Genomic DNA, 19846 nt, shown 5'->3' with positions numbered 1-19846 from the left:
CGGACCCCGCGACCGAGCGCTCGCGCGAGCACCCGCCCGAGCGCGTGAGCGAGCTTCACCGACACGATCGACCGGTCACCGCGCAGCCGTGCACGCGCTCTGTTCCCCGGCCGCGCCCTGTGCTGCCATACGGCCATGACGGCCGGAACCTCACTCATCCACGGGACCGTGACACCGACCCACCGGACGACGACCGCCGAGCACGAACTGGCCGCGCTCCAGCGCGAGCACGGCGGACCGCTGTTCACCCTGTTGCTCAGGCTCTGCGACGGGGACCGGCAGCGCGCCGAGGACCTCGTCCAGGAGACCCTGGTGCGCGCCTGGCAGCATCCCGAGGCGCTGCACGCCGACGACTTCGACTCCGTACGGCCGTGGCTGCTGACGGTCGCCCGGCGGCTCGCCATCGACGCCCGGCGGGCCCGGCTGGCCCGGCCGCCGGAGACCGGCGACGAGATCCCCGAGACCGCGCGGGTGGCCGCCGATCACGCCGAACGGGCCGCCGCCACGCTCGATGTCCGGGAGGCTGTGAAGACACTCACGCGGGAACACCGTGACGTCCTGGTACTCGTGTATTTCCGCGGGGCCAGTGTGGCGGAAGCGGCGCAGACCCTGGGCGTTCCACCCGGTACCGTGAAATCCCGCGCGTTCTACGCGCTGCGCGCGCTGCGCCGGGTCCTTCCGGGTTATGCGGCCGACCTGTACTGAAACCGTCGGCCTGGTCAAACCTCGGTAAAGCGCCTTGCTGTGGCCCCCGTTCGGGCAATGGGCTGTCCTCATCCGCGTTCCGGGCGGGGGCCGGGCCCGGGAATTCGGGCGACGCGCACGTACCGGAGGAAGGGCAGGAAGGGATGCTGCACAGAGGGCACGAGAGCACGGACGGCACCGACGGCGGTGAACTGGCCGTCCCCATGGCCTGGTTGTACGCCGAGTACATCGCCGACGAGCTGCTGCGCACCGGCGATCTGATGCCGCCGACGTCCTTCGAGTTCCGGGCCGGGCGGGACGCCCTGGCGCTGACCGTCTTCCTGTCCGACACCGACGGGGAGCTGTCCGGCATCCGGGTGATCTCCCAGCTGGAGAACTGGCTGTCGCTGACCGCCTACGACCAGCCCTGGCGGGACTGGGTGCGCGAGCGCATGACCGAGCTGGCCGACGCGGCCGAGCGGTCCGGCACCCCCTCCCCCGATCTGGCCCTCGCCGCGGACGCCTGGCGCTGGCTGGAGGAGACCGAGCTGCTCGCGCCGGATCTGGACGCGGTGCCGGGCGGCGGAGCGCCGGCCGGCGAGGACGACGGGCCGAAGGTGTGGACCCCGGCCTGGCGGCTCGGGCTGCCCCTCGGGCATCTGGCGATCCATCTTTTCTGAGGTTTCTCGAAATCGGACCAATCCGCCGGCCGGGCCGCTCCGAATCTCCTCTCCCGGATTCTGTGGGTGGCTTGAGTGATTCGGCTGTCGGCTGCGTACGGGTGGGTGCACGGAGTAACCCCACCCGCACCCATCGGCACGAGGATTCGGCATGAGGTCCCTGGAAAGGCATCGCGACGTCGGCGCGTACGCGCTCGGCGTGCTGGACGAGGCGGAGGCCTTCCGCTTCGAGGACCACCTCATGGAGTGCGCTCAGTGCGCGGCACAGGTGACCGAATTCGGACCGGCCACACGGCAGTTGATGCTGTACCGCCGCGCCACGCCGCGCTTTGTGCACCCCATGTCCCAGCCCGGTCCCCGGCTGCTGGAGCGGCTGCTCGGCGAGGTCGCGCACCGGCACCGGGTGCGCCGCCGGCGCTTCCTGTACGGCCTGGCCGCCTCGGTGGTGCTGGCCGTGGCCGGTCCGGGCGTCGTGGCCTTCGCCGGCCGTGGGGAGCCGGCCGCCCACATCACCGCGGCGACGGATCCGGGGACCGGGGTGTGGGCCGAGGTCACGGCCGACGACGGGGACAGCGGCAGCCGTCTGCTGCTGCGGGTGAAGGACGCCACCGGCCCGCACAGCTGCCGCCTCGTCGTAGTGGGCCGCGACGGCTCCGAGCAGATCGCCGGCACCTGGACCGAAACCGGCCACGGCTCCAGCTCCTTCACCGCGCTCGGATCCTCCACGATGCACCGCGACCAGATCGACCGCTACGAGGTGCGCACCACGGACGGACAGCGGCTGGTGTCCGTCGAGGCGCCGCAGTGACGTCGGCGGGGAATCACTTCAGCAGCCGGGACAGTCTGCGGTCCGCCAGGGGCTTGCCGCCCGTCTGGCAGGTCGCGCAGTACTGCAGCGAGGAGTCGCTGAAGGAGACCTCGCGGACGGTGTCGCCGCACACCGGGCAGGGCTCGCCGGTCCGGCCGTGCACCCGCAGACCGCTCTTCTTCTCGGCCTTCAGCCGTCCGGCGGCCACCCCCCGGGAGCGCTCGACGGCCTCGGTGAGCGTGTCACGCAGTGCCGTGTAGAGCCGGTGGGTCTCGTCCGGGGTCAGCGAGGCGGCGAGCTTGAACGGGGACATCTTCGCGGCGTGCAGGATCTCGTCGCTGTAGGCGTTGCCGACGCCCGCGATCAGCGACTGGTCGCGCAGCGCGCCCTTCAGCCGGCGTCTCTCGTCCCCCAACAGCGCAGCGAAGCGCTCCTCGTCGAAGCCGGCGGCGAGCGGGTCCGGGCCGAGGCGGGCGATGCCCTCGACCTGCCGCGGATCGCGGACGACATACACCGCGAGGCGCTTTTGGGTGCCGGCCTCGGTGAGGTCGAAGCCCTCGCCGGTCTCCAGCGCCACCCGCAGCGCCAGCGGCCCCTTGCCCGGCCTGGGCGAGCCGTCCGGCAACCGGTCCCGCCAGTGCAGCCAGCCGGCGCGGGCGAGATGGGTGACGAAGTGCAGACCGGCGCTGCCCTCGATGTCGAGGAACTTCCCGTGCCGGTACACGGCGGTGACCTCGCTGCCCTCGAACGCGCCGACGGGAGGGTCGTACGTCTTCAGCACGCTGATGGCGACCGGCAGCACCCGGACGACCTCATGGCCGACCAGGTGCTCGGTGAGGAAGTCCTTGAGCGCTTCGACCTCGGGCAGTTCCGGCATACGTCCAGAGTGCCACCGGGCACTGACAAGGCCGGGCGAGCCCTGTCAGCCGTCCGGGCGGAACTCGCACCACACCGCTTTGCCGCCGCCGCGCGCCTCCACGCCCCAGGCGTCGGCGAGCCGGTCCACGAGAAGCAGGCCCCGGCCGGAGACGCCGTCCTCGCCCGCCTCCCGGCGGCGCGGCAGGGCGCTGGAGGAGTCCTCGACCTCGATGCGCAGCCTGCGCTCCCCGTCGTCGATCGCCCGCAGGGTCACGATCGCGGAGCCCTCGGTGTGCATCAGCGCGTTGGTGATCAGCTCGTCGGCGGCCAGCTCGATCTCGTCGGCGCGCTCGCCCGCGCCCCAGCGGCGGACCGCGGCGCGGATCATGTGCCGGGCGTGGGTCAGGGCTTCCGGGTCGCCGGGGGCCACATGCTGCTGGAGCCGGCCGCCGGCCCGCGCGGCCTCCGGGGCGCGGCGGCGCAGCAGGAGCAGCGCCACGTCGTCGTCGCCGCCGCGTTCCTCGGCCAGCTGGATCAGCCGGTCGGCCAGCGCGCGCACATCGTCCGGGCCGTCCGTGACGAGTGCCGTCAGCCGGCGCATGCCGTCGTCGAGGTCCGCGCCGGGCTTCTCGACCAGCCCGTCGGTGCACAGCAGCAGGGTGTGGCCGGGGTCGAGTTCCAGGGTGGAGACGGGATACTCCAGCCGGCTGAACTCGGCGGACAGGCCGAGCGGCAGCCCGCCCTCGACCGGCACCCGGCTGCAGGTGCCGTCGCTGTGCCGGATCAGCGGGTCGATGTGCCCGGCGCGGACCGCCTGGACGACCCCGGTGGACAGGTCGGCCTCGGCGTACAGGCAGGTGGCGAAGCGGTCGGTGTCGAGTTCGTGCAGGAAGACGGAGGCGCGGGCCATCACGGTGGCCGGGGTGTGTCCCTCGGCGGCGTAGGCACGCAGCACGATCCGCAACTGCCCCATGACGGCGGCGGCGTGGGTGTCATGGCCCTGGACGTCGCCGATGACCGCGCCGACCCGGCCGCCGGGCAGCGGGATCAGGTCGTACCAGTCGCCGCCGATGTCCCGGCCGAGGGTGCCCCCGGCCGTGGCGGCGCGGTAGCGGACGGCGATGTCGGCACCGCGGACGCTCGGGATGGTGCGGGGCAGCATGGCCTGCTGGAGGCCCTGGGCAAGGTCTTTCTCCTGCTCGTAGAGCATGGCGCGCTGCAGGCTCTGCGCGATGCTGCTGCCGAGCGCGACCAGGACGGCGCGCTCCTCGGCGGAGAAGCCGCGCCGGTCGGCGTAGAGCAGGCCCATCGCGCCGATCGGGCGGGCCTGCGCGATCAGCGGCAGATAGGCGGCCGAGGTGATGTGCAGACCGGTCAGGTGCGGCCAGAGGACCGGGTAGCCCTCGGCGAACTCCTCCGGGGACTCGATGAAGCGCGGCAGGAGCGTGCGCACGACCTCGCTCATGGGGTACGGCTCGTCGATGCGGTTCACCTGGCTGGCGGGCACGAAGCTGCCGACGGGGGCCTCGGCGACCAGACGGATACGGCTCGCCTCCACCAGACCCATCACCAGGCTGGTGGCGCCGAGGCGGCGGATGCCGTGGGTGTCCTTCAGGACGTCGATGACGTCGCGGACGGTACGGGCGTGGGCGAGTGCCGCCGAGACGATCTGCACGATGTTGGTCTGCTGGCGGAACGCCTCGTCGTGGGCGGCGCGCAGGCTGCGGGCCGCGCTGTCGGCGAGTTCCCCGGTGGCGTCGCGGACGATCCCGACGACCCGGCGCGGGCGGCCGGTGTCGTCCCGCCGGATGTAGCCCTGGGTGTGGGTCCAGCGCGGGGTGCCGTCACGGCGGCGGATGCGGAAGTAGGTGCCGTAGTTCTCGCTGCCGTCCTTGATGGCCCGCGCCACGACGGCGTCCAGCCGGGCCGCCTCCGGCGGCGGTACCCGTACGGCCAGGGACCGGGGGCGTCCGTCGAATTCCTCGGGCAGCAGGTCGAACACCTGGTACGCCTGGGCGTCCATGTGGAACAGGCCCGTGTCCAGGTCCCAGTCGAAGGTGCCCATCCCGTTGAGCGCCAGGATCGGGTCCGGGTGGGCGGGCCAGTCCTCCGGGAGTGACATGGCACTCGCTCCCCGGTCTGCCATGGGCCCACCTTGCCAGGATTCACCGGAATCTTCGACCTGATCGTCCGGTGCGGTCCCGGGCGTGCGGGGGCCGGTTCCGGGGGCTCAGCCGCCGGGCGGGGCAGGGAGGTCGGGCAGGCCGATCCCGTCGAACGGGTCGGTCCCGAAGGGCGTGTCCGCGAGGCCGGGCGTGCCCGGCATGAGACCGAACGACGGCAGGGCCCACGGGTCGGTGGTACCGGGGGCCGAGGTGCTCCGCCCGGCGGGCAGGCCCGGGGCCGTCGGAGTGACGGTGCCGGTGCCGGTCGGGCTCACGCGTGGGCCGCCGGTCGTGCCGGCAGAGGGGCCCGGCCCGGTCCGCTGCGGAACGGCCGGGGAGCTCTCCGGTGGTGCGGAGGCCGTGTCGCTGGGGGCGGTCGTGTCGTGGGGTGCGCCGGTGGCCCAGGCGGGCGCCGGTACGACATGGTCGTCGCGTACGTCGTGGCCGATCCGGCGTTCGATCCAGGTGCGGGTCTCGACATTGACGATCGTGAAGCTGGTGACGGCCCGTGGCGCCGGGGTCACCGCGATCACCTGGCCCGGCCGGTAGCCGGACCAGGCGCTGCCCCGGGCGCCGAAGCCCCCGTGGGTCGGCTCGGGCGAGCCCAGCGGGTTGCCGCAGGCGCAGCGCACCCGGGGCACGCCCCGGTCGTCGACCAGGACGGCGGTGCCGGCCTGGAGCACGGCCTGGTAGCCGGCCGTCTCCCCGCCGCGGTAGCCGTGGCTGGTGACCCGGGTGTCGGCGCGCAGCACGACCGGGGTCAGACCGTGCAGAAAGCCGGGCAGGCCGCCGCCCAAGACGCCGGCCGCGCGGGCGAAGGCGGCGGCTCTGGTGGGGTCCGCCGTCAGATACCCGAGCTGCCGCTCGACGTCACAGCCAGCGACGCGCGGGGTGCCGCTGTAGAGGCCGGGGGTCGCGCCGGACAGCACGCGTACCGACCGCAGGGGCGCGGCGACCAGCGCGGCGGGCAGCGCGGGCCGGGAGGAGGCGGCGACGGGCGGTCTCGTGGAGCTGACGCGCTGGGTCGCGGGGGCGGTGGGGTCGGCCGTGCCGGTGGGCGGGGGCGCGGTGGGGTCGGCGCTGCCCGTGCCGGGGGCCGTCGGCGCGGTGGTCGCCGTGACCGTGGAGCCGGTGAAGGGGTCGGGGCCACGCGCCGCGGCGGGGAGGAGATAGACGTCCTCGCCCATCCGGGCCTCTTTGACGCCGGGGCGGGCGCAGCCGGCGACGAGGAACGCCATCGAGAGGGCCCAGGCGAGGACGATGGATCCGGTGGATCCGGTGGATCCGATGGGTATCCGCACCGTACACTCCGCAACACTGTGGGTGACTTCTCCCTATTGTGTGCCTTGCGCCGGTTTGGCTGGCAACTCGGGGGGAGCCATGATGAAGACGACACCGGCGGTTTGGCCGTGACGAAGGGCGCGCACAGCCGTGGACTGGTTCACCGCTGCCGACTACTGGCTGTGCCGGCTGGTCTTCCAGCGGGCGCTGGCGGCCGTGTACCTGGTCGCGTTCCTGACGGCGGCCTTGCAGTTCCGGGCCCTGCTGGGCGAGCGGGGCATGCTGCCGATCCCCCGCTTCGTGGCACGGATCCCCTTCGCGCGCGCCCCGAGCCTGTTCCAGCTGCACTACTCCGACCGCTTCTTCGCGGGCTGCGCCTGGTCCGGCTGCGCGGTGTCCGCGGCGCTGCTCGCCGGCGCGGACTCGCTGCTGCCGCTGTGGGCCGGGATCCTGCTGTGGCTGGCACCGTGGGCGCTGTATCTGTCGGTCGTCAACGTCGGCCAGACCTGGTACGCGTTCGGCTGGGAGTCGCTGCTGCTGGAGACGGGCTTCCTGGCCGCGTTCCTCGGCAACGACGAGGTGGCGCCGCCGGTCCTGGTGCTGTTCCTGCTGCGCTGGATCCTGTTCCGGGTCGAGTTCGGCGCCGGGCTGATCAAGCTGCGGGGCGACACGTGCTGGCGGACGCTGACCTGCCTGTACTACCACCATGAGACACAGCCGATGCCGGGCCCACTGAGCTGGTTCTTCCACCATCTGCCGAGGCCGCTGCACCGGGCGGAGGTGGCCGCCAACCACCTCACCCAACTCGTCGTGCCGGTGCTGCTGTTCACGCCGCAGCCGATCGCCTCGGCCGCCGCCGCGCTGATGATCGTCACCCAGCTGTGGCTGGTGCTGTCCGGCAACTTCTCCTGGCTGAACTGGATCACCATCGTGCTGGCCCTGTCCGCGCTGCGGATCCCCGGCTCGGCGCCGGCCGTGCCGGCGGCCCCGCTGTGGTACGAGGTCGTGGTGCTCGCGCTCGCCGCGCTGCTGGTCGTCCTCAGCTACCACCCGGTGACGAACATGATCTCCCGCCGGCAGGTGATGAACCGCTCCTTCGACCCGCTGCACCTGGTGAACACCTACGGCGCGTTCGGCAGCGTCAGCCGGGTCCGTTACGAGGTGGCGGTCGAGGGCACGACGGACGACGCCGCTCCCTACCATCTGCGCCTGGACCGGCACCAGGCGGATTGGTACAAGGAGCGAGGCAACCAGGGCTACCGGGTGCTTGAGCGCGCTGACCAGGACGTTCCCGCCGATGCGGTGTGGCAGGAGTACAGCTTCCACGGCAAGCCCAGCGAGCCGCGGCGGTGGCCGCGCCAGTTCGCGCCCTATCACTTGAGGCTTGACTGGTTGCTCTGGTTTGTAGCCCTCTCCCCCGAATACGGCGTCCCCTGGTTCGACGGCTTCGTCCTGCGACTCCTGCTCAACGACCGCGACACGCTGCGCCTGATCCGGCACAACCCCTTCCCCGACCACCCTCCGGCGTTCGTGCGCGCGCGTCTCTACCGGTACCGCTTCACGACGTGGCAGGAGCTGCGAGAGACGCATGCCTGCTGGCACCGGGAATACGTCCGAGACCTGGTTCCCCCTATCCGCCTGCGCCCACTCCCCGACCCTCACATCCCAACGTGAGCGGCGAGAACCGACCCCCGGCGCGGAGCCAAGGGAAGGGGACGCCGGTGACCACCGTGGACGATTACGCCGCCGCTCACCGGAGGTTGTAGACGCGCCGCGCGGTGTCCTCGTAGACGGCCGAGCACTCCGGGGCGTCGAGGACCGCCGTCAACTCCCGTGTCATATCTAGGACTTGGGTGTACGTCGCGGTCTGTGTGCAGACCGGCCAGTCCGAGCCGAACATCAGACGGTCCGGCCCGAAGGCCTCCAGGGCGGTGTCGGTGTACGGGCGCAGGCCGGCGACGGTCCAGGAGGCGAGGTCGGCCTCCGTGACGAGTCCGGAGAGCTTGCCGGCGGTGTTGGGCAGGGCGGCGAGGGCGCGCAGCGCGGTGGCCCACGGTTCGAGGGCGCCGGAGGCGATCGGGGGTTTGCCGAGGTGGTCGAGGACGAAGGTGAGGTACGGGAGCGACGCGGCCGCCGTCACACAGGCCGGGAGCTGACGGGGCAGGACGACGAGGTCGTACACGAGGCCCGCGTCCGCGAGTGCGGTCAGGCCCCGGTGTACGTCCGACGACGCCGGCGATCAGCTCGTGTGCGGCGGCCAGGGCGAGGAACTCGGGGGTCTCCTCGGGCACGGTGACCGTCTGGACGAGGACGGTGCGGGCGGCTCCGGCCGCCCGCGCCTCGGGAGCGAGGTCGGCGAGGGTGAAGTCGCGTCTGAGCGGGCTGTGTTCGGGGATCCAGTCCTGGTCCCGTACGGAGAGGTCCCAGACGTGGTGGTGGGCGTCGACGGTCACGGCAGCTCCCGGACGACGGGCAGCCCGGCGCCGGCACCGCCGCGCGAGTAGTCGTGCACGACGTCGAGCAGCTCGGCCATGCGCGCCTGCCAGGCCACGTTCACCGGCAGCTGCTCCAGTTCGGCGATCAGGCGCGCGCAGTCCTCGCACTCCAGCAGGTGGAACAGGTCGCTTCCGCTGCGCCAGATGGTCCAGGAGGTGGCGCCTGCGGCGCGGATGGCCGTGGTCAGTTCCTCGGGGACCTCCCGGTGGGCGGCCTCGTAGGCGGCGATGCGGTCGGGGCGGACCTTGGTGTGCGGGGCGACTCTCATGACGGGCCCTCCTCACGGGGCAGCAGGCCGGACTCGCGCAGCTCCCGCCAGAACTCCGCCGGGACCGGGGCCGCGAACTGGTCGGCGCTGTCGTGGGCCTGGGCAGCGGAGCGGAGGCCGGTCAGGACACAGGCGACGGCCGGGTGGGCGGCGGCGAAGGCGAGGGCGGCGGCGCGCAGGGTGGTGCCGTACCGCTCGGCGACCGCCCGCATCCGCAGGGCGCGGTCCAGCAACTCCTGTGGCGCACGGGTGTAGTCGTACGTCGCCCCGGGCCTCGGGTCCGCCAGCAGGCCCGAGTTGAAGACGCCGCCGAGGACCACCGACACCCCGCGCTCGGCGGCCGCGGGCAGCAGCTCGGTGCCGGCGCTCTGGTCGAGGAGGGTGTATCGGCCCGCGCACAGGACCACGTCCACGTCGGTGTCGCGGACGAACCGGGTGAGCATCCCCGTCTGGTTCATGCCCGCGCCGATCGCGCCGACGACGCCTTCGGCGCGGAGCCCCTCCAGGGCCGGGTAGCCCTCGCGGAAGGCCTGCTCGGCGTGGTCGTCGGGGTCGTGCAGATAGACGACGTCGACGCGGTCCAGGCCGAGCCGGGCAAGGCTCGCCTCCAGGGTGCGCCGGACGCCGTCGGCGCTGAAGTCCCACACCCGCCGGTGGGTGGCGGGTACGGCGAACCCGTGGGCGAGGTCGTCGCCCGGGCCGGCGGCGGGTTCGAGCCGGCGGCCCACCTTGGTGGAGACCGTGTAGTGGGCGCGGTCGTACGGCCGCAGGGCCGCGCCGAGCCGGCGTTCGGACAGGCCGAGTCCGTAGTGCGGGGCCGTGTCGAAGTACCGGATGCCCCGCTGCCAGGCGGCCGCCAGGGCCTGCCCTGCCTGCTCGTCGTCCAGCGGGGTGTAGAGGTTGCCGAGCGGCGCGGCGCCGAAGCCGAGCGGGCTGACCTCGACGCCGCTGCGGCCGAGCGTCCTCATCGGCCCGCCGGTCGCAGCCTGAGGCCCTGCATGCCGCCGTCGACGGCGAGGGCGGTGCCGGTGGTGGCGCCGGACTGCGGGCCGGCCAAGTAGGCGATGGCGGCGGCCACTTCGGCGGCGGTGACCAGCCGCCCGGTGGGCTGGCGGGCTTCCAGGGCGGCGCGTTCGGCGGCCGGGTCAGGGGCCGCGGCCAGCAGCCGGCCGACCCATGGGGTGTCGACCGTACCGGGGTTGACGCAGTTGACGCGGATGCCTTCGCGGACGTGGTCGGCGGCCATGGCGAGGGTCAGGGAGTACACGGCGCCTTTCGCGGCGCTGTACAGGGCACGCTGGGGCAGGCCTGCGGTGGCCGCGATCGAACAGGTGTTGACGACCGCCGCGTGCGAGGAGCGGCGCAGATGGGGAAGGGCGGCGCGGGTGGTGCGGACGATCCCGAGGACGTTGACATCGAAGACGCGTTGCCACTCGGCGTCGTCGTTGTCCTCGATGGTGCCCTGGGCGCCGATCCCGGCGTTGTTGACCAGGACGTCCAGGCCGCCGAGGTCCTCGGCGGCCCGCTCGACGGCGGCCCGCACCGAGGTGTCGTCGGTGACGTCGGCGCAGTGGGCGAGGAGCGGCTTGTCGACGTCCGCCGGGTCCCGGTCGAGGACGGCGACCTTGGCCCCGCGGGCGGCGAGGAGCTCGGCGGTGGCCCGGCCGATGCCGGACGCGCCGCCGGTGACCAGGGCCCTCAGGCCCTCGAAGTCGCTCATGCGGCCTGTCCCTTCTGGGTGTCGGGGTCGGCGGCCCAGTAGGTGCCGCCGGGGAAGGTGTACCGCGCGAGGGACTCCGGGCGCAGGGCGGCACAGAAGCCGGGCGCGGTGGGTGCGGTGTAGTGGCCGTCGCGGATGACGACCGGGGTGACGAAGTGCTCGTGGAGGTGGTCGACGTACTCGATGACCCGGTCCTCGGTGGTGCCCGAGACGGCCAGGTAGTCGAACATCGACAGGTGCTGGACGAGTTCGCACAGGCCGACCCCGCCCGCGTGCGGGCAGACGGGGACGCCGAACTTGGCGGCGAGCAGCAGGATGGCGAGGTTCTCGTTGACGCCGGCGACGCGGGCCGCGTCGATCTGCACGATGTCCAGGGCGTCCGCCTGCAGCAGCTGCTTGAACACGATCCGGTTGTGCACATGTTCCCCGGTGGCGACCTTCACCGGGGCCACCGCGCGGCGGATCGCCGCATGGCCGAGGACGTCGTCGGGGCTGGTGGGCTCCTCGATCCAGTACGGGCCGAACTCGGCGAGGGCCCGGGTCCAGCGGATCGCCTCGTCCACGTTCCAGCGCTGGTTGGCGTCGACGGCGAGCCGGATGTCCGGCCCGATGACGGCGCGGGCGACCCGGCAGCGCCGGATGTCGTCGTCGAGGTCGGCGCCGACCTTCAGCTTGATCTGGGTGAAGCCGTCGGTGACGGCCTGCGCGGCGAGCCGGCTCAGCTTGTCGTCGTCGTAGCCGAGCCAGCCCGGGGAGGTGGTGTAGGCGGGGTAGCCGCGAGCCAGCAGCCGCGCCCGGCGTTCCGCCATGCCTTGCCTGCCCCGCCGCAGCAGACCGAGGGCCTCCTCGGGGCTGAGCGCGTCCGCGATGTAGCGGAAGTCGATCTGCCCGACCAGCCACTCCGGTTCGGCGTCGGCGAGCAGCTGCCACAGCGGCTTGCCGGCCCGCCGGGCGGCGAGGTCCCAGACGGCGTTGACGACGGCCCCGATCGCCATGTGCATCACGCCCTTCTCGGGGCCGAGCCAGCGCAGCTGGCTGTCGCCGATCAGATCGCGGAAGAGCGAGCCGGGGTCGGCGCACAGCCCGGCCACGTCCCGGCCGAGCACATGGTCCCGTAGCGCGTGGATCGCGGCGACCTGGACGTCGTTGCCCCGCCCGATGGTGAACACGAACCCGTGTCCCTCGTGCCCGTCGGCGGCGTCGGTGCGCAGCACGACATAGGCCGCCGAGTAGTCGGGGTCGGGGTTCATCGCGTCGGAGCCGTCCAGCTCGCGCGAGGTGGGGAAACGGATGTCGTGGGTGTCGACCGCGGTGACGCGGGCGGGGGCCTGGGACACTGAAGTCCTTTCGGTCGTAGGGAGCCCTGAGGATCCTCAGTCCTGGGCGCGGCCCGTGGTGACGCGGGCGATCACCAGGGCGACGAGGATGATCCCGCCGTAGATGGCCTGGATCCAGAACGACGGGACCTGGGCGAGGGTGAGCAGGTTCTGTACGACGCCCAGGAGGAGTACGCCGGTCAGCGCGCCGAACATGGTGCCCTTGCCGCCGTCCAGGCTGATGCCGCCGATCACCGCGGCCGCGAACACGGTGAAGATCATGTTCTGGCCCTGGTTGGCGCTGATCGCGCCGACGTAGCCGGTCTGCAGCAGGCCGCCGACGGAGGCGAGCACGCCCGCGACGACGTACACGCCGAGCATGACGCGGTCCACCCGGACCCCGGCCGCGCGGGCCGCGTCCGCGTTGCCGCCGATGGCGTACAGGGCGCGGCCGGTGCGGTGGTACTTCAGGACGAACCCGGTGACGGCGAAGGCGATCGCGGCGAGCCACACCGACATGGGCACGTTGAGGAAGGTGGTGGTGGCCAGGGAGGAGAAGCTGTCGGGCATGCCGAACAGGGTCTTGCCCTTGGTGGCGCCGACCAGCAGGCCGCGCAGCACGATGAGCATCGCGAGCGTGACGATGAAGGCGTTGAGCCGGAACTTCACGACGAGGACGCCGTTGAAGGCGCCGATGACGGCGCCGACCAGGGGGATCGCCACCAGGGCGAGCGCGGCGGGCCAGGTGGTGCCCCAGCCGGACTGGGCGGCGGGCAGCACCAGCAGGGCGCCGACGGCGGGGGCGATGCCGACGACCGACTCCAGGGACAGGTCGAACCTGCCGGTGATCAGTACGAGGGACTCGGCGAGCACGACCATCGCGAGCGCGGCGGAGGCGCCGAGGATGGAGATGAGGTTGCGCTCGGTGAGGAACGAGTCGTTGACCATGGCGCCGAGCACCATGAGCAGCAACAGGGCCGGGACCAGGGCGAGTTCACGGGCGCGGCGGAGCAGGACGGTCCGGGCCGAGCGGGCGTCGGGGGTCTTCGGGGGTGCGAGCGGCGGGGCTGCCCGGGTGTCAGCCATGGTCAACTCCTTCGATGGAGGCGATCAGCTCGTGGTCGCGCCAGCCGGCCGGGTGCTCGGCGACGACACGGCCGTGGAAGAGGACGAGGACCCGGTCGCAGCGGCGCAGGTCGTCGAGTTCGTCGGAGACGACGAGCACGGCGGTGCCGTCGTCGCGGGCGCTGTCCATGCGGGCGAGCAGCGACTCCTTGGACTTCACATCGACCCCGGCGGTGGGGTTGATCAGCACCAGCAGACGCGGGTCGCGGGCGAGGGCACGGGCCATGACGACCTTCTGGGCGTTGCCGCCGGACAGGTCGGACACGGGCTGGTCGGGGCCTGAGGCGTGGATGTCGAGGCGGTCGATCAGCTCGGCGGCGAAGCGGCGGCGTGCGTCGGTGGCGACGAAACCGGCCCTGCCGAGCCGGTCCAGCACGCTCAGCGTGGCGTTGTCGCCGATGCTCATGGCGGACACCAGCCCCTGCTCGTGCCGGTCGCGTGGCACACAGCCGATCCCGGCCCGCAGAGCAGCTCGTACATCCCCGAACGACAGCCCCTCACCGTCGAGTTGAGCGGTTCCGCCGGTCGGGGTGTGCAGTCCGGCGAAGGACTCGGCCAGCTCGGTCTTGCCACTGCCGCTGGAGCCGGCGAGTCCGACGACCTCGCCGCGGCGGACGGTGAGGTCGACGCCGTCGTACGCCGGCGAGGTGAGCCCGTGTGCCTCCAGCAGGACGGGAGAGCCGGTGGCAACCGATCTGTTCCGAACGGCCTGTTGGGCCGGGGACTCCCCCGCCATGGCCTCCACCAGCGCCGCCTTCGGCAGGTCGGCGACGGGTGCGGTGGTGATCCAGCGGGCGTCGCGCAGCACGGTGACCGTCTGGCAGACCTCGTACACCTCCTGGAGGTGGTGCGAGATGAACAGGAAGGTGACACCGGAGTCCTGCAGGGAGCGCATCCGGGTGAAGAGCCGCTCGATCTCCCGGTTGTCGAGCTGGGCGGTGGGTTCGTCCAGCACGATGAAGCGGGCGCCGAAGCTCAACGCCCGTGCGATCTCCACCATTTGGCGGTCCTCGACGCGGAGGTCGGCGGTGCGGGCCTCCGGGTCGACGCGCACGTCCCAGGTGTCGAGCAGGCCGGCGGCCTCGCGGCGCAGCCGGCGCCAGCTGATGAGGCCGCGGCCGGTGGGCTGCCGGTTGAGGAACAGGTTCTCGGCGACGGTCAGCTCCGGGACGACCGTCGGTTTCTGGTACACGCAGGCCACCTTGCGGCGCCAGGCGTCGCGGTCGGTGAGCGGGGGCGCGGGCTCGCCGTCGAAGCGGACGGTGCCCGCGTCCGGGGCCTGAAGACCGGTGAGGACGTTGACCAGGGTGGACTTGCCGGCGCCGTTGCGGCCGACCAGGGCGTGGGACTCGCCGGGCCGCACGGTGAGCCGTCCGTCGGCGAGGGCGAGGGTGGGGCCGTAGCGTTTGACGATGCCCTCGGCTTGCACAAGCGGCGTACTCATTTGACCGTGTTGCCCCACAGCTTGGGGTCGTCGACGTCGGCCTTGGTGACCAGCGGCGCGGGCAGCTGGTCCTCCAGGATGCCGTTCGGCAGCTTCACGATCGTGGAGCCGTGGTCGGTCGGTCCTGGCCTGAACGTCTTCCCGGCCATCGCCGCCTTGATGTAGTACAGGCCGTACTGGGCGTAGGCGTCGGCGGGCTGGGAGACCGTGGCGTCGATCTGGCCCTTGCGGATGGCGTCGAACTCCTGCGGGATGCCGTCGTTGGAGACGATGGCGATATGGCCCTGCTGTCCGGCCGGTTTCAGCAGGTGCTTGGACTTCAGGGTCTGCAGGGTCGGCGCGAGGTAGACACCGCCCGCCTGGAGGTAGATGCCCTTGATGTCGGGGTTGGCGCCCAGCAGGGTGTCCAGTTTGGCGGCGGCCGTGTCGGACTCCCACTTGGCCGGGATCTCCAGCACCTTGAGCTTCGGGTACTTCTTCTTCACGCAGGAGCGGAAGGCGGCGGAGCGGTCCCGGCCGTTGACCGAGGCCAGGTCGCCCATGACCTGCACGACCTTGCCGCTGCTCACGTGCTGTCCCAGGTAGTCGCAGGCCTTCTCGCCGTAGGCCACGTTGTCGGCGCGCACCACCATGGCGACCTTGCCCTTGTCGGGCGCGACGTCCACCGTGACCACGGGGACGCCCTTGCGTTCGGCCTGGTCGAGTCCGGCCTGGATGGCGGCGCTGTCGAGGGGGGCGACGACCAGCCCCTTGACGCCCTGGTTGAGTTCGTTGTCGATGTCGGTGATCTGCTGCGAGGGGTCGCTGTTGGAGTTGACCGTCTTCAGTACCTCGACACCCTCCGACGTGGCCTTCTTGGGCACATAGTCGTTGTACGACTGCCAGAACGGCGAGGTCAGCAGCGGCAGGATCACGCCGACCTTGCCGGTGCCGCCGCTGCCCGTGCTCGCGGTGTCCTTGGTGCTGCCGCAGGCGGCGAGCATGAGGGAGGCGCCGGCGGCCAGGGCCGCCACGCCGATGATCCGGGACCTGCTGCGCTTTCCGACCGTGCTGGCGGGCATCTCGCGGCTCCTCGTCGAGGGTGTTCGAGCAGACGCCGCATACTTATCAGACCAATAGGCCGTGACAACACCCTCGTGCAGCGAAAGACCCGGCTGACGACCTGTAGTGGTCGGACCACTTGGCTGGCTAGACTGCGCCGCACCGGGTGACCGGACGTCGGCACCGGGTGACTGGAGGAGTGGCGTGGACGAGGAAGCCCCGCAGAAGGGCACGGTGACCCAGCGCGCCATCGAGGAGATCAAGGCGATGATCGCCGGGGGCCGGCTGGAGCCGGGCCAGCGGCTGCCCACCGAGCGCGACCTCGCCGTACAGCTCGGTATCTCGCGCAGCTCGATGCGGGAGGCGATCCGCGCGCTCACGGTGCTGGGCGTCCTGGAGGCCCGGCACGGCTCCGGGATCTACGTCACCGCGCTGGAGGCCGGCGACCTGCTGGAGACGTTCGGGGTGGTCGCGGACCTGTCCCGGGGGCCGCGGCTGGTGGAGCTGCTGGAGGTGCGCCGGATCCTGGAGTCGACGGCGACGGCGCTGGCCGCCGCGCGGATCACGGCCGACCGGCTCGCCGAGGTGGAGAAGCACCTCACGGCCATGAACGCCACCGACGATCCCGAGGAGATCCTCGCCCACGATCTCGCGTTCCACCGCGAGATCGCCGGCGCGGCGGGCAACGAGACCATGGCCGCGATCCTGGAGGGCCTGTCGTCGCGTACCTTCCGGGCCCGGGTGTGGCGCGGGTACCAGGAGGAGGGGGCGTTCGCGCGTACGCGCCGCGAACACGCCGCCATCCACCGGGCGCTGGTGGCCCGGGATCCGGAGGCGGCGCGTGCGGCGGCGGCCGCGCATGTGGGTGAGGTGGAGGAGTGGCTGCGGGCCCGACTCAGGCCCGACTGAGCCGCAACGTCACCAACTCGAAGGGCCTCAGGCGTAGTTGGACGCTGTTGGCGAGGTGTTCCAGCGCCTCCGGCAGGGGCCGCTCCAACAGGTCCGTCGCCGTCACCTCCGCCACCTCGAAGCTCGCCGTGAGTGTCGCGCGGGCCCGGCCCCCGTGGGCCTCGTGGAAGCGGACCACCACATCCCCGCTGCCGTCGTCGGCCAGCTTCACGGCCGTGACGACCACGGCGTCGTTGTCCACGGTGACCAGCGGGGCCACCTCATGGGCGCCGGTCAGCCGGCGTTCCGGCTGGTTGATCCGCCAGCCCTCGCGGATCGCGTCCCCGATGCCCGCGCCCGGTACGAGCGCGTGTCGGAAGCGGTGGACGCCCTGGTCGGTCTCGGGGTCGGGGAAGCGCGGGGCGCGCAGGAGGGAGGCGCGGACCGTGGTCGTCGTACCGTGGTCGGCGTCGGTGCGGACGGTGCGGGTGACGTCGTGGCCGTACGTCGAGTCGTTGACGAGGGCCACACCCCAGCCGGGTTCCTCCAGGTGGACGAAGCGGTGGTTGCACGCCTCGAACTTGGCCGCCTCCCAGGAGGTGTTGGTGTGGGTGGGGCGGTGGACGTGGCCGAACTGGGTTTCTGAAGCGTACCGTTCGGCGTGCAGATCGAGCGGGAAGGCCAGTTTGAGGAACTTCTCCGTCTCGTGCCAGTCGACCTCGGTGTCGATCACCAGGCACCGCTCGCCGTGCGGCAGGGACAGCACCTGGGTGACGCGGGAGTCGCCGAAGGAGCGCGTGATCCGCACCGATGTGCCGTCCTCGCCGGCCGTCACCTCCTGCGCGTCCGTGAGGTCCGTGACCGTGTTCCGGTAGAACTCGTCCACGTCCCAGGCGTCCCACATGTTCGGGAAGTCCTGGTGGAGCTGGAGGAGTCCCGCGGCTTTGCCGGGGGCGACGGTCTCGCGGCCGGCCCGGATGTCGTAGGCGGAGACGATCAGTCCCCGGGCGTCGATCCCGACCCGGAGGAGGCCGTTGGCCAGGATGAATCCGCCGTCGTCCCGTGGGGTGAGACTCGTTCCCCGCGGTCGCGGCTCCGCGCCGGCCCCGCCGGCCGGGATCCCGGCGCGGTGGTGCGGCGCCGCGTTGAAGACCAGCTCCCCGTCCCCCGGGCCGGCGAGCGCGCGCTGGGCGGCGCCGATGATCTCGTCCAGTTCCGCGGCGATCCGCTCGTACGTCGCCCGTGCCTCGCGGTGCACCCAGGCGATGGACGAGCCGGGCAGGATGTCGTGGAACTGGTGCAGCAGGACCGTCTTCCAGATGCGGTCCAGGTCCTCGTACGGGTAGGGGAATCCGGTGCGTACGGCCGCCGTGGCGGCCCACAGCTCGGCCTCCCGCAGCAGGTGTTCGCTGCGCCGGTTGCCCTGCTTGGTCTTCGCCTGGCTGGTGAGCGTCGCACGGTGCAGTTCGAGGTACAGCTCGCCGACCCAGACGGGCGGCTGCGGGTACTCGGCCTCGGCCTTCCGGAAGAAGGCGCGGGGTGTCTCCCAGGCGACGGCCGGCGAGCCTTCGAGGTCGCGCAGCCGGGCCGCCTTGGCGACCATCTCGCGGGTGGTGCCGCCGCCTCCGTCGCCCCAGCCGGTGGGCGCGAGGGAGTGCCGGGCCCGGCCCTTGTCCTTGAAGTTGCGTGCTGCGTGGGCGAGTTCACTGCCCTTCATGGAGCAGTTGTAGGTGTCGACGGGCGGGAAGTGGGTGAAGATCCGGGTGCCGTCGATGCCCTCCCACCAGAAGGTGTGGTGCGGGAACGTGTTCGTCCGCGACCAGGAGATCTTCTGCGTGAGCAGCCACTTCGAGCCCGCCGCCTTGATGATCTGGGGCAGGCCCGCGGCGAAGCCGAAGGTGTCCGGCAGCCACGCCTCCTCGTTCTCGATGCCGAACTCGTCGAGGAAGAAGCGTTTGCCGTGCACGAACTGCCGGGCCATCGCCTCCGAGCCCGGCATGTTGGTGTCCGACTCCACCCACATCCCGCCGGCCGGCACGAACCGCCCTTCGGCGACGGCCTTCCGCACCCGCGCCCACACCTCGGGCCGGTGCTCCTTCACCCACGCCCACTGCTGCGCCTGCGACATGGCGAAGACGAACTCCGGCTCGTCCTCGATCAGCGCGGTCATGTTGGAGGTCGTACGGGCCACCTTGCGGACCGTCTCCCGCAGCGGCCACAGCCAGGCCGAGTCGATGTGCGCGTGCCCGACGGCGCTGACGCGGTGCGCGGACGGCACGGCGGGGGACGCGAGCACGGTGGTGAGCTGCCGCCGGGCCCGGTCCGCGGTGCCGTTCACGTCCTGCAGGTCGACGGCGTCCAGGGCCCGCTCGACCGCGCGCAGGATGTCGTACCGGCGCGCGGCGTCCGCCGGCAGCTCGGCCATCAGCTCGCCGAGCACCTCCAGGTCCATGACCAGCTGCCAGACGGTCTCGTCGAACACGGCGAGGTCCATGCGGGTGAGCGTGTACTGCGGCTCGTGCCCGGCGGTGTCCTTGTCGCCGAGCCGGGTGGGCAGGAAGGGGTGGTAGTCGAGGATGACCGGGTTGGAGGCGGCCTCGATGTGCAGGACCACCTCCTCCCCGCCGGCCGCCGGGGTGCCGACCCGTACCCACTGGTTGCGCGGGTTGAGGCCCTTCACCGGGGTGCCGTCGGGGCGGTATACGAGGCCCTCGCACTGGAAGCCGGGCATGTTCTCGTCGAAGCCCAGGTCGAGCAGCGCCTCGACGGTCCTCCCCGCCCATGCCTCGGGCACGGTCCCGGTCACCCGGAACCAGCTCGTGCCCCAGGGAGCACCCCAGCGGGCGCCGACCTCGACGGGCTCCGGCTCGGCGGCCAGTCCTTCCGCGACCGGTACGGGCTCGCCGGGCGCGTGCCAGACGGCGACCCGCAGCGGCACGGACTCGGGATACACGGCGGGGCGGATGCGTTCGTCGAGGACGCGCCTGAGGCGGGCTTCCACCAGAGTGCGGTCGTCATGCATGCGGGTGCTCCCTGCGCGGTTACGGGTTCCGGGTGGTTACCAGGTGTGGG

16 protein-coding genes and 1 pseudogene are annotated in these 19846 nt (G+C 72.3%); 5 read left to right on the top strand and 12 right to left on the bottom strand.

The window, feature by feature from the left end; translation table 11 throughout:
• The first annotated feature begins 135 nt into the window (after window positions 1-135).
• The 3 genes from IE277_RS23055 (at window position 136) to IE277_RS23045 (ending at window position 2172) form a co-directional block, all read left to right on the top strand.
• Window positions 136-705 carry a sigma-70 family RNA polymerase sigma factor gene (locus IE277_RS23055; RefSeq protein ID WP_189955389.1) on the top strand — a complete coding sequence of 190 codons (570 nt, stop codon included), beginning with the start codon at window positions 136-138 and terminating at the stop codon, window positions 703-705.
• Window positions 706-848: 143 nt separating this feature from the next.
• A complete protein-coding gene (locus IE277_RS23050) occupies window positions 849-1364 on the top strand; it encodes a hypothetical protein (RefSeq protein WP_189955387.1) in 516 nt (171 codons plus the stop codon).
• A gap of 151 nt (window positions 1365-1515) precedes the next feature.
• Window positions 1516-2172, top strand: a complete 657-nt coding sequence (locus tag IE277_RS23045) for a zf-HC2 domain-containing protein (RefSeq protein ID WP_189955385.1) — start codon at window positions 1516-1518, stop codon at window positions 2170-2172.
• A 13-nt stretch (window positions 2173-2185) separates the two neighbouring features.
• On the opposite strand, the gene IE277_RS23040 is transcribed toward IE277_RS23045, so the two are convergent.
• The 3 genes from IE277_RS23040 to IE277_RS23030 form a co-directional block, all read right to left on the bottom strand.
• Entirely contained in the window at window positions 2186-3049 is an 864-nt protein-coding gene (locus IE277_RS23040; protein WP_189955383.1) for an Fpg/Nei family DNA glycosylase, read from the bottom strand.
• A gap of 45 nt (window positions 3050-3094) precedes the next feature.
• Window positions 3095-5176: a SpoIIE family protein phosphatase gene (locus IE277_RS23035; protein ID WP_189955381.1), complete on the bottom strand. Its 2082-nt coding sequence runs from the start codon at window positions 5174-5176 to the stop codon at window positions 3095-3097.
• Window positions 5177-5260: 84 nt separating this feature from the next.
• Window positions 5261-6496 (bottom strand): DUF6777 domain-containing protein, encoded by a 1236-nt coding sequence (locus tag IE277_RS23030; protein WP_189955379.1) that lies wholly within the window; start codon window positions 6494-6496, stop codon window positions 5261-5263.
• Window positions 6497-6626: 130 nt separating this feature from the next.
• On the opposite strand from IE277_RS23030, the gene IE277_RS23025 reads away from it, so the two are divergent.
• Window positions 6627-8150, top strand: coding sequence for a lipase maturation factor family protein (locus tag IE277_RS23025; protein ID WP_189955377.1), 1524 nt, complete (start codon window positions 6627-6629; stop codon window positions 8148-8150).
• Between the two features lie 76 nt (window positions 8151-8226).
• Here IE277_RS23025 and IE277_RS23020 read toward each other — a convergent pair.
• The 8 genes and pseudogenes from IE277_RS23020 to IE277_RS22985 all read right to left on the bottom strand — a co-directional run bounded on the left by IE277_RS23020 (window position 8227) and on the right by IE277_RS22985 (window position 15906).
• Window positions 8227-8929 (bottom strand): annotated as a pseudogene (locus tag IE277_RS23020) (amidohydrolase family protein).
• Window positions 8926-9240 carry an L-rhamnose mutarotase gene (locus IE277_RS23015; protein ID WP_189955375.1) on the bottom strand — a complete coding sequence of 105 codons (315 nt, stop codon included), beginning with the start codon at window positions 9238-9240 and terminating at the stop codon, window positions 8926-8928. The pseudogene IE277_RS23020 and the gene IE277_RS23015 overlap by 4 nt, the downstream one beginning before the upstream one ends.
• Complete coding sequence (locus tag IE277_RS23010) at window positions 9237-10208, bottom strand: aldo/keto reductase (RefSeq protein WP_189955373.1); 972 nt, start codon at window positions 10206-10208, stop codon at window positions 9237-9239. The genes IE277_RS23015 and IE277_RS23010 overlap by 4 nt, the downstream gene beginning before the upstream one ends.
• A complete protein-coding gene (locus IE277_RS23005; RefSeq protein ID WP_189955372.1) occupies window positions 10205-10960 on the bottom strand; it encodes an SDR family NAD(P)-dependent oxidoreductase in 756 nt (251 codons plus the stop codon). The genes IE277_RS23010 and IE277_RS23005 overlap by 4 nt, the downstream gene beginning before the upstream one ends.
• Window positions 10957-12297 carry an L-fuconate dehydratase gene (locus IE277_RS23000; RefSeq protein WP_189955371.1) on the bottom strand — a complete coding sequence of 447 codons (1341 nt, stop codon included), beginning with the start codon at window positions 12295-12297 and terminating at the stop codon, window positions 10957-10959. The genes IE277_RS23005 and IE277_RS23000 overlap by 4 nt, the downstream gene beginning before the upstream one ends.
• Window positions 12298-12333: 36 nt before the next feature.
• Window positions 12334-13362, bottom strand: coding sequence for an ABC transporter permease (locus IE277_RS22995; protein WP_189955370.1), 1029 nt, complete (start codon window positions 13360-13362; stop codon window positions 12334-12336).
• Window positions 13355-14845, bottom strand: a complete 1491-nt coding sequence (locus IE277_RS22990; protein WP_189955369.1) for a sugar ABC transporter ATP-binding protein — start codon at window positions 14843-14845, stop codon at window positions 13355-13357. The genes IE277_RS22995 and IE277_RS22990 overlap by 8 nt, the downstream gene beginning before the upstream one ends.
• Window positions 14842-15906 carry a sugar ABC transporter substrate-binding protein gene (locus IE277_RS22985; protein ID WP_189955368.1) on the bottom strand — a complete coding sequence of 355 codons (1065 nt, stop codon included), beginning with the start codon at window positions 15904-15906 and terminating at the stop codon, window positions 14842-14844. Before IE277_RS22985 ends, IE277_RS22990 begins: the two co-directional genes overlap by 4 nt.
• 184 nt (window positions 15907-16090) lie before the next feature.
• Here IE277_RS22985 and IE277_RS22980 point away from each other — a divergent pair, with 184 nt between their 5' ends.
• Window positions 16091-16795: a FadR/GntR family transcriptional regulator gene (locus tag IE277_RS22980; protein WP_189955367.1), complete on the top strand. Its 705-nt coding sequence runs from the start codon at window positions 16091-16093 to the stop codon at window positions 16793-16795.
• Here IE277_RS22980 and IE277_RS22975 read toward each other — a convergent pair.
• Complete coding sequence (locus tag IE277_RS22975) at window positions 16782-19796, bottom strand: alpha-mannosidase (protein WP_189955365.1); 3015 nt, start codon at window positions 19794-19796, stop codon at window positions 16782-16784. The two genes, IE277_RS22980 and IE277_RS22975, sit on opposite strands and share 14 nt — an antisense overlap.
• Between the last annotated feature and the right edge of the window lie 50 nt (window positions 19797-19846).

Origin of the sequence: Streptomyces alanosinicus (assembly GCF_014650595.1) — a bacterium.
GTDB lineage: Bacteria > Actinomycetota > Actinomycetes > Streptomycetales > Streptomycetaceae > Streptomyces > Streptomyces alanosinicus.
Note: the sequence above shows the minus strand (reverse complement) of the source record. Positions and strands in the feature narration are given on the sequence as shown.